This is a genomic window from Pseudomonas sp. TAA207, assembly GCF_001529285.1.
GTDB classification, from domain to species: Bacteria; Pseudomonadota; Gammaproteobacteria; order Pseudomonadales; family Pseudomonadaceae; genus Aquipseudomonas; species Aquipseudomonas weihenstephanensis.
The window spans coordinates 19,668-28,292 of the sequence record NZ_LLWJ01000040.1; the positions used below are offsets into that span (position 1 = coordinate 19,668).

The 8,625-nt window shown below is 58.1% G+C and carries 9 protein-coding genes and 1 pseudogene; 8 read left to right on the forward strand and 2 right to left on the reverse strand.

Features of this window, described 5'->3' with window-relative positions:
* The first annotated feature begins 1 nt into the window (after position 1).
* The 4 genes from AP059_RS01060 to AP059_RS01075 all read left to right on the forward strand — a co-directional run bounded on the left by AP059_RS01060 (position 2) and on the right by AP059_RS01075 (position 4,233).
* Positions 2-1,231 carry a hypothetical protein gene (locus AP059_RS01060; RefSeq protein ID WP_059761497.1) on the forward strand — a complete coding sequence of 410 codons (1,230 nt, stop codon included), beginning with the start codon at positions 2-4 and terminating at the stop codon, positions 1,229-1,231.
* An 11-nt stretch (positions 1,232-1,242) separates the two neighbouring features.
* Complete coding sequence (locus AP059_RS01065) at positions 1,243-2,175, forward strand: DMT family transporter (protein ID WP_059761498.1); 933 nt, start codon at positions 1,243-1,245, stop codon at positions 2,173-2,175.
* Positions 2,176-2,242: 67 nt separating this feature from the next.
* A complete protein-coding gene (locus tag AP059_RS01070) occupies positions 2,243-3,733 on the forward strand; it encodes a DNA-3-methyladenine glycosylase 2 (protein ID WP_059761499.1) in 1,491 nt (496 codons plus the stop codon).
* A gap of 2 nt (positions 3,734-3,735) precedes the next feature.
* Positions 3,736-4,233 (forward strand): methylated-DNA--[protein]-cysteine S-methyltransferase, encoded by a 498-nt coding sequence (locus tag AP059_RS01075; protein WP_059761500.1) that lies wholly within the window; start codon positions 3,736-3,738, stop codon positions 4,231-4,233.
* Between the two features lie 28 nt (positions 4,234-4,261).
* Here AP059_RS01075 and nadC read toward each other — a convergent pair whose 3' ends face one another.
* Entirely contained in the window at positions 4,262-5,110 is an 849-nt protein-coding gene (gene nadC, locus AP059_RS01080) for a carboxylating nicotinate-nucleotide diphosphorylase (protein WP_059761504.1), read from the reverse strand.
* A 351-nt stretch (positions 5,111-5,461) separates the two neighbouring features.
* Here nadC and AP059_RS01085 point away from each other — a divergent pair.
* The 4 genes and pseudogenes from AP059_RS01085 to ampE all read left to right on the forward strand — a co-directional run.
* Positions 5,462-6,601, forward strand: a pseudogene (locus AP059_RS01085) (DUF1631 family protein); the annotation flags it as partial.
* Positions 6,602-6,604: 3 nt separating this feature from the next.
* Complete coding sequence (locus AP059_RS23200; protein WP_420850384.1) at positions 6,605-6,952, forward strand: DUF1631 family protein; 348 nt, start codon at positions 6,605-6,607, stop codon at positions 6,950-6,952.
* 93 nt (positions 6,953-7,045) lie between these two features.
* Complete coding sequence (gene ampD / locus AP059_RS01090; protein ID WP_059761502.1) at positions 7,046-7,609, forward strand: 1,6-anhydro-N-acetylmuramyl-L-alanine amidase AmpD; 564 nt, start codon at positions 7,046-7,048, stop codon at positions 7,607-7,609.
* Positions 7,606-8,442, forward strand: coding sequence for a regulatory signaling modulator protein AmpE (gene ampE / locus AP059_RS01095; RefSeq protein ID WP_059761503.1), 837 nt, complete (start codon positions 7,606-7,608; stop codon positions 8,440-8,442). Before ampD ends, ampE begins: the two co-directional genes overlap by 4 nt.
* Here ampE and AP059_RS22575 read toward each other — a convergent pair.
* A partial coding sequence (locus AP059_RS22575) for a hypothetical protein (protein ID WP_218187012.1) occupies positions 8,434-8,625 on the reverse strand: 192 nt, incomplete at its 5' end. The genes ampE and AP059_RS22575 overlap by 9 nt on opposite strands.

Below are 8,625 nucleotides of genomic sequence, written 5' to 3' on the forward strand. Positions count from 1 at the left end.
CATGAGCAACAGTGAACATGCTTCGCGCGCAGACGGCTGCTGTCGTCTCTGGCCTGACGTTAATACGCATTTTTTGTCGTTAAAGGGGCTACCGCCCGATGCGGTCCCTCGCACGGCGGCGCAACAGGTGTTGCACCCGTTGCTGGTCGGGTTTGATGCGATTGCCGGCTGCGAACTCAAAGAGTTTTATCGCTTCAAGATGCACTTGCAGAGACTGCCCGAGGCACCCGTTGCTTGCCCTGAACTGATACAGGTGGTGGCTGCATTTCGTTGCTGGGTCGACTTTGACTACAGTGGCGCGCGTGCACTGTTTATAGCGCACTTGCATGAGTATCCCGGCGATGTGCTGACGGTGTTTTTTGTGCATATGCTGGATTTTTGCACCGGCAAGACCTGCGATCTGGTCGATGTGTTTGAAATCTGCGACTCCAGTGTCGATGCGACGCACCCACTGTCTTCGTTCTATTTGGGGATCAAGTCGTTTGTGTTGTGCGAACGGGTCGAGTTCGAACAGGCGCGGGTGCTGGGGCTACAAGCCGTGGCGCAACGGCCTGATAACATTTACGCCATTCACGGTGTGGTGCATGCCCTGCACGAACAACAGCAATGGGCAGCGCTGTGCGAGTTCCTTGAGGGCTGCAAAGACAATTGGGCTTTCAACCCAGGCATGCGCATGCATATTTATTGGCATCTGGCGATTGCCTATTTGATGAGCAGTCAGTACGAACTTTCTACGGCCACGTTCCGAGAGTTCTACGCGCTCAAGGATTTTCGCTATGCCAAACAAGACCTCGATGCGGTCGGTTTTTTGTGGCGCCTGAAGTTGCAAAACCTGGAAGACCGTCAATTCGATGAGTTGTGGCAAGACTTGTCGATTTTATGGTCTGGCAGCATTGGCACCTCCACATCGCACTTTCACAACATGCATGCCGCGTTTGCATTTGCCGCCGCTGATCGGCCGTTATTGATTGATAAGTTGATCGCGGAAAGTGACGGTTTCGGCATCGAACCTGCGACCCAGCAAGTGGGTGTCGACGTGCTCAATGCCATCGCGTTTTTTGCCCGGGGCGCCTACGCCGAGTGCTATCAAATCCTGGCCGCCTCGCAGTCAGTGTGGTTGCGACTGGGCGGCAGCCGGGCACAGCGCGAACTGTTGATGAAAACCATGAACATGGCCCAAAAAATGATGCCCTCGCATCAACCCCGAGCACGGCTCGTCAACGCGCTATAGGCCAAATCCTGATGAACAATGCTGTCGCATGTGCGCCGTTACACACCGGGTATACGGTGTATGCAAAGCTGGTTGCCGTGTCGTGTTTGTGGGGCGGCACTTTCGTGGCCGGGCGTTATTTGTCCGCTGATGTGGCGCCACTGCTGTCGGCCAGCGTGCGTTTCGTGCTGGCGAGCCTGACGCTGTTATTGATGTTGAGCCTCAAGGGCCAATTGGTGCGCCAGGTGACAGCATCGCAAGCCCTGCAACTGGTGCTGCTCGGCTTTTTTGGGGTGTTTGCCTACAACGTGTTTTTCTTTTATGGGTTGCACTACATCAGCTCATCCCGCGCGTCTTTGATCGTGGCGCTGAATCCGGCGCTGATTGCGCTGACGGCGTTTGCTTTCGGGCGTGAGCGCCTGAGCCGAATCAACGTGGCGGGCATCGCGCTGTGCATCATTGGCGCGATGACCGTCATCGTCAGCAAAAATACAGTGTCGTTGACCTCAGTGGTGGGGGGCGCCTGGCGCGGCGATCTGTTGATTCTGGGGTGCGTCATGAGCTGGGTGATTTACAGCGTTTTTGCCCGGGGCCTGGTCAGGGACATCGGTCCGCTGCACACCGTGACCTATTCCGTACTGGCGGGCACCCTGATGTTGCTGGCAGCGGCACTGGCGCAGGGTGAGTTGAGCGCCCACGCGCTGGCCGCTGTCAACAGCACCCAGTGGCTGAGCCTGATTTACCTCGGTGTGCTGGGGTCGGCGCTGGCTTATATCTGGTATTACGACGGCATCCAGAAAATCGGTGTAACCCAATCCGGGGTGTTTATTGCCCTCAATCCATTGTCGGCGGTGGTGCTGGGGATGCTGATTTTGGGGGAGCACCTGAGCATGCCCATGTTGTTGGGCGGTCTGCTGGCCATCAGTGGCATCGTGCTGTGCAATCGTAAGGCCAAAATAACCTGATCAATGGTCAACATTGACGTCCGAAAATGGCGAGAACCGTTAAAAGCCCGGTGCTATTGTGCGGGCCATGAACACACACGACGCCTCACTCACTCCTTCTATTGCCGCGTGCGAAATCGCACGGCTGAGCCGTGATGCGCGCTTTGACGGGGTGTTTTTTACTGCCGTCCTGACCACGCGAATCTATTGCCGCCCGGTATGCCCGGCGCGCGCGCCCAAAGCGTCGAACGTTGTGTATTACCCCAGCGCGGCGGCGGCGCAAGCACAGGGGTTTCGCCCTTGCTTGCGCTGTCGGCCCGAGCTGGCACCCGGTAATCAGCTGTGGTTGCAGGGTGAGCATTTAGTGACGCGGGCCTTGAAGCTGATCAACGAAGGGTTTTTGGCGGATAACTCGCTTGAGGCGTTGGCCCTGCGCCTGAATGTGGGGGCGCGTCAGTTACGACGCGTGTTTGTTAAGTATTTGGGGGCACCGCCGATGGCCGTGCACGCCACTCAACGCCTGTTGTTTGCCAAGCAACTGCTGACCGAAACGCATTTATCAATCACTGAAGTGGCGCTGGCGTCGGGTTTTGGCAGTGTCAGGCGCTTCAATTCAGCGTTTGCCGAGGCCAATCATGCCGAACCTCGGGCCTTCAGGCGCAGTCCAAAAACACGCGCTGGCACTGCACTGGTCCTGCGCTTGGGCTACCGCCCGCCCTACGACTTCAATGCCGTACTCGGATTTTTACAACAGCGCGCCTTGCCCGGTATCGAACAGGTTGACGCGTTCAGTTATCAGCGGGTGTTTGGCCCTGCGCAATCGCCCGGCTGGCTGCGGGTTAGCGCGTGGCCCGCGGGGCAACACGCTCTGCAATTGGAGCTGTTGAACGTTGCCCCGGCACACATGCTCCCTGTGGTGACGCGCATTCGGCGCATGTTCGATCTGGACGCCGACCCGCAGGCCATCGCCCATACCCTGGGTGCCAGCCCCCAGCTGGCGCCCCTGATCGAGCGCTATCCGGGCTTGCGTTTACCGGGGGGCTGGGATGGTTTCGAAGTGGCTGTGCGTGCGGTGTTAGGCCAGCAAGTGAGTGTGGCAGCGGCGCGTACCCTGGCCAGCCGCATCGTGCAGCGCTATGGCACGCCGATTGAAGCGCCGGGTACCTCGGGGCTGGATCGCTTGTTCCCCGACGCTCAGCAATTGGCAGTGGCTAACCTGGACCAAATGGGCATCACCCAGGCACGCATCAATACCCTTCACGGCATTGCACAGGCGTTGATTGAAGGGCGGGTTGATTTTGGCATGGAGCAAGCGCTCGACACCTTTGTTCGGCGTTGGGTACAACTGCCGGGGATCGGCGAATGGACAGCACATTACATTGCCATGCGCGTACTCAAACACCCGGATGCCTTCCCGGCCGCAGACTTGATCCTGCGGCGCGAGGCCAACCCTGACGGCCCGCCGTTGAGCACAAAAGCGATGCAAACGCTGGCCGAGAGCTGGCGCCCGTGGCGCGCGTACAGCGTCCTGTATTTATGGCGCGCAGCCACCGATGCCGCTGCGCTCAAGAGGATTTGACCATGTCTCGGATTTACTACGCGCAGATGCCATCGCCGATTGGTCCACTGTTTTTGGTGGCCGACGACGAAGGCTTGCGTGAGGTTCGATTTGAATGCGAGCGCAGAGCGCATATCGCTGAAGACGGCTGGCTGCATGCGCCGCAAAAACTGGCTGAGGTGATACGCCAGCTAGAGGCGTATTTTGCGGGCGAGCGATACACCTTTGATGTAGCGCTTAAACCCCAGGGCACTGAGTTTCAGCAAACGGTATGGCGGGCGCTGACCACCATCCCCTATGCCGTGACCACCAGTTATGGCCAATTGTCGCAGCAGATCCAGCGCCCGACCGCATCACGGGCTGTGGGGGCCGCCAATGGGCGCAACCCGATCCCGATCATCATCCCGTGCCACCGGGTAATCGGCAGCAATGGCACGTTGACCGGCTTTGCCGGTGGTCTGGCAGCCAAGCAATGGTTGCTGGCGCATGAAGCCAAGTGTCGAGGGTTTGTGCTGTCCTGACCCCGGCACCGCGCTAAGAGCGTGGCGCTTACAAACTCAGGCGCATAGACAAATCCACGGCCTTTACGTCTTTGGTCATGGCGCCAATCGAAATGTAGTCCACGCCTGTTTGTGCGATAGGCAGCAGCGTGCTTTCGTTGATGCCGCCGCTGGCTTCCAGCTTGGCTTTACCCGCATTCAGACGCACAGCTTCACGCATGTCATCCATGCTCAGTTCGTCGAGCATGATGATGTCTGCACCTGCCGCCAGCGCTTCTTTAAGTTCTGCCAGGCTTTCGACTTCGATCTCTACCGGTTTGCCAGGCGCGATTTTATGCGCAGCGCTGATCGCCTGGGCGATGCCGCCGCAGGCTGCGATGTGGTTTTCCTTGATCAAAAACGCGTCGTACAAACCAATGCGGTGGTTATGACAGCCACCACAGGTGACGGCGTACTTTTGCGCCAGACGCAAGCCCGGCAGGGTTTTGCGGGTGTCCAGCAACTTGACCTGCGTCTGCGCGACCTGGTCCGCCAACTGTCGGGCATGGGTCGCAACCCCCGACAACATTTGCAGAAAATTCAGCGCACTGCGCTCACCACTGAGCAGCGAGCGGGCAGGGCCCTCAAGGTGAAACAACGCTTGATTGGGGCTGACACGCTCGCCATCGGCCACCTGCCAATGCACGGCGACGCGCGGGTCCAGTTGGCGGAAAACCGCGTCCACCCATGTGGTGCCGCTGATCACAGCGTTGTCGCGCGTAATGATCGTGGCCTTGGCCAGGCGTTCTGCCGGGATCAACCGCGCAGTGATGTCGCCGCTGCCAATGTCTTCGGCAAGCGCACGGCGTACGTTGGCTTCAATCTCGGCGGTGAGATCGGCCAGATGTAAATTCGGCATAACCAGCTCCACAAACAAAGTGCGCCGATTATAGGGCCATGCCGGGAGCGAACCCAAGGCGCGTGGCTGCGCCGCAGGCAAATGCCTGTAACTGTGTTGTTTGGGCCGCATCCCGGTATTTATTTGACCGTTCAGTAAATGAATCGCGCTGTTTAGTAGCACAAGGCTCGTCTTTTGCAAGATAATCAGCGCCTTGTAATTGGCGTCATAGCTTTGACATGCCATTAAAGTCCTAATTCAGATACACCGGCGAGTGCGAGATGCACTGGCCGGTTTCTGTTTGCGAGCGTCAAAAGTGGCCTGTGCCACCTGTGCGTCATTCGCAAGCGAACACCGTTCCAGGAGGCTTGGATGCAAAATGACGGGAAAGTGGGACCTGCCCACTGGGCCACGGCAGAGCTGGCGATGCGTTCGCCACTTGCGCGCCTGCCGGTCATTTTGTTGCAGGTTCACGATAAAGCCGCGCAGCAGCTCAAAAACGGGTTGCAAGTGCTGTTTGACAGTGCCGATGAAACGCTGTTCGAGATGGCGGATAAAGCCCGGAGTGACGTCGAACAAAGCTTGTTTTTTGAAGCCATGCGCGACGTCAGGCTCAAGCGTAAATACATCGAGCGCGGCTTTCTTGACCGATTTTTTGACGCCTTCAGTCAGCTGGCGCTCGCCGACCCCGGCGAGCGCACGTTGCAGGGTGCAGCCCCCGCAGGCGGGCCTTTTACGCTGATGACCCATGACCTTGAGCGCGCTCAAGTGATCAATGCGATGGTGGATCACGTCATGACGCGCGATCAGTTGGCGCTGTGCCAATTGACCACACGCCTCGCAACGCTCAGTTGCACGCCGCTGGACGATCACAACAACCCCTTGGGGCCAGGCATGTTGTGCGAATATTTTTTGCTGGCTGAGCGTGATCAGGGCATGGACATCAAGGTCAAGCTGATCATGTTGCAACTGTTCGAAAAGTACCTGCTCAGCCACACCACGCAGTTGTACGCCGATGCCAACCAATTACTGATTGCCACCGGTGTATTGCCAACGCTGAGCGAGAACGATGGTTGCTGCGCAGAGAAAGCACGGGCCACAGAAACGGCGGCCGTGGCTGAGGAGGCGAGCAACCTGGTCGGGTTGCTGTTTGAGTACATCGCCAAAGATCGCAATGTGCCGCCTGCGTTGAAATCGCTGATTGCCCAGTTGCAGGAACCGATGCTGAAGATCGCGCAACGCGATCAAAACTTTTTCAGCTGTGACACTCATCCCGCCCGACGCCTCTTGAACGTGATTGCGGCAGCGGCCATCGGCTGGGACGTCAGCACGGATGAGAGCAGCGATCCGTTGTTCCGACAGATTGAATGTGTGGTGCAACAACTGGCGACGTACGCGGGCGACAATCGCACGCTGCTCGAAGCCCTGCTGCATGAGTTTTTGGTCTTTACCCACGGTGAGCGTTGTCGCATCGAACTGTTCGAGCAGCGCACTCGCGAGGCAGAGCAAGCGCGTCTGAAACATCCACTCAAGGCGAGTGAGCGGGCTGCACATGCGCCACCCGCAGTGGATGAGCAGGACCACTTGGGTTTATTGCTGGTCAGCCAACTGCGCCTGGGCACCTGGATTGAATTACAGGAAGACGAAGAGTTTCGCCTGCGATGCAAGCTGATCGCCATTCTGGAGCCGGGCGGCAAGCATATTTTCGTCAACCGCACGGGCATGAAAGTGCTGGAGCAAAGCCGCACCGACCTGATCGCTCAACTGCGCAATGGCAAAGTATTGTTACTGGATGACCGTTTACTGTTCGACCGGGCGCTGGAGTCGGTGATCGGTAGCTTGTACCAACGTAACGCGCAGTGACTGGCCTGCGGCTTTGGCGTCACAGATAGCTGCCAATTGAGCTGCACATCGCGGCATACTGCGCCTTTGGTTTTGCACGTTGAAGGAGTCTGTATGCAGCTGGACCCCACGAGCGGTTGGTGCCATGACGTGCGCCATTGCCCGTCGCCCAACTTCAATGAACGCCCGCACGGCGAAATCTCCTTGCTGGTTATCCACAACATCAGCTTGCCGCCGGGGCAGTTCGCCACGGGTCAAGTCCAGAGGTTTTTCCAAAATCAACTGGACCCCGCTGAGCATCCTTTTTTTGAAACCATCAAAGCGCTGCGAGTCAGTGCGCATTTTCTGATTGAGCGCGACGGTCAGGTCACGCAGTTTGTCTCGTGTCTGGACCGTGCCTGGCATGCGGGGATTTCCAGTTTCGAAGGTCGCGAGACTTGTAACGATTTTTCGATAGGCATCGAACTGGAAGGCACCGATGATCAGCCGTTCTGCGACGCCCAGTATCAGGCGCTGATTGCTCTGACGCGGGAGCTGCAAACCCACTATGGCGACATTACCCTTCAACGAATATGTGGCCACAGTGACGTGGCACCGGGGCGCAAAACAGATCCAGGCCCCCATTTCGACTGGACGCGCTATCGCAGCGCGTTGCAGCACAGAGGAGACAATCAATGAGTTTTGTGGTGCTACTGCTGGCGATTCTGGTCGAAAAGTTCTCGGCCTTGCGCCAGCGCCTTCAATGCGACGGCGGCTGGGTACGCGAGCTGAACAAGCTCGAAGCCTCGCCCAAACTGGCGAAAAACCCGTGGTGGGTGTTGATCATCCTGATTCTGCTGCCGGTCATTTTACTGGGGTTGTTGCTGGTGGTGCTCGACCCGTTGGCTTATGGCCTGCTGGCGTTACCGGTGCATCTGGTGGTGTTGATCTTCAGCTTGGGCCGGGGTGACTTGCTGGCAGATCTGGGGCCATTTCGTGATGCCTGGCGTCGGGGTGATCTGCAGGCAGCAGCCCATGTGGCCGAACGTGACATTAGCGTGCGGGCCGAGAATGGTGAGCAACTGCTGGAACACGTTCAGGCGCACTTGCTGTGGCAAGCCTACCAAAGTTTTTTTGCGGTGATTTTCTGGTACTTCCTGTTGGGACCGGTGGCGGCACTCAGTTATCGCTTGCTGGCGCTGGCGGTCGAACACGGCAAGAACCCCGAACTGGTCGAGCATGCTCAACAAATGCGTCATGCGTTTGACTGGCTGCCGGTGCGATTGCTGGCGGCAAGTTTTGCATTGGTCGGCAACTTCGCTGCGGTCAGCCGCGTGATGTTGCACGAACTGCTGAGCTGGGAAATCAGTGCCGCACAGTTGATCAACAAAGCCGGGTGTGCGGCGGCTGAACTTGCGCCACCGCAGACCGGCCCGGAAGGCGTTTCCAGCCTTGATGCCTTGTGGGAACTGCTGCTGCGTGCTGCCGTGGTGTGGTACGCCGGTTTTGCCGTGTGGACGTTGCTACTTTAAGACACAGGCCCAGCGGTCGCTAAACCCGTCAACATGGCGCTTCTGAGGCACCGGGTTGGCGGGTTTACGATCGCTGCGCAATCGGACGTCGGCTTCGGCAACTGCTACATGACCCGCGATCATTACCCTGTAGTCGCTGACGAGTAATGCGAGGCTGCGTCCGGGCGCGCAGCGGTCGTAAAA

Coding starts and splice junctions, on each gene's coding strand:
- AP059_RS01060 (WP_059761497.1), top strand. CDS start 2: ATGAGCAACAGTGAACATGCTTCGCGCGCAGACGGCTGCTGTCGTCTC.
- AP059_RS01065 (WP_059761498.1), top strand. CDS start 1,243: ATGAACAATGCTGTCGCATGTGCGCCGTTACACACCGGGTATACGGTG.
- AP059_RS01070 (WP_059761499.1), top strand. CDS start 2,243: ATGAACACACACGACGCCTCACTCACTCCTTCTATTGCCGCGTGCGAA.
- AP059_RS01075 (WP_059761500.1), top strand. CDS start 3,736: ATGTCTCGGATTTACTACGCGCAGATGCCATCGCCGATTGGTCCACTG.
- nadC (WP_059761504.1), bottom strand. CDS start 5,110: ATGCCGAATTTACATCTGGCCGATCTCACCGCCGAGATTGAAGCCAAC.
- ampD (WP_059761502.1), top strand. CDS start 7,046: ATGCAGCTGGACCCCACGAGCGGTTGGTGCCATGACGTGCGCCATTGC.
- ampE (WP_059761503.1), top strand. CDS start 7,606: ATGAGTTTTGTGGTGCTACTGCTGGCGATTCTGGTCGAAAAGTTCTCG.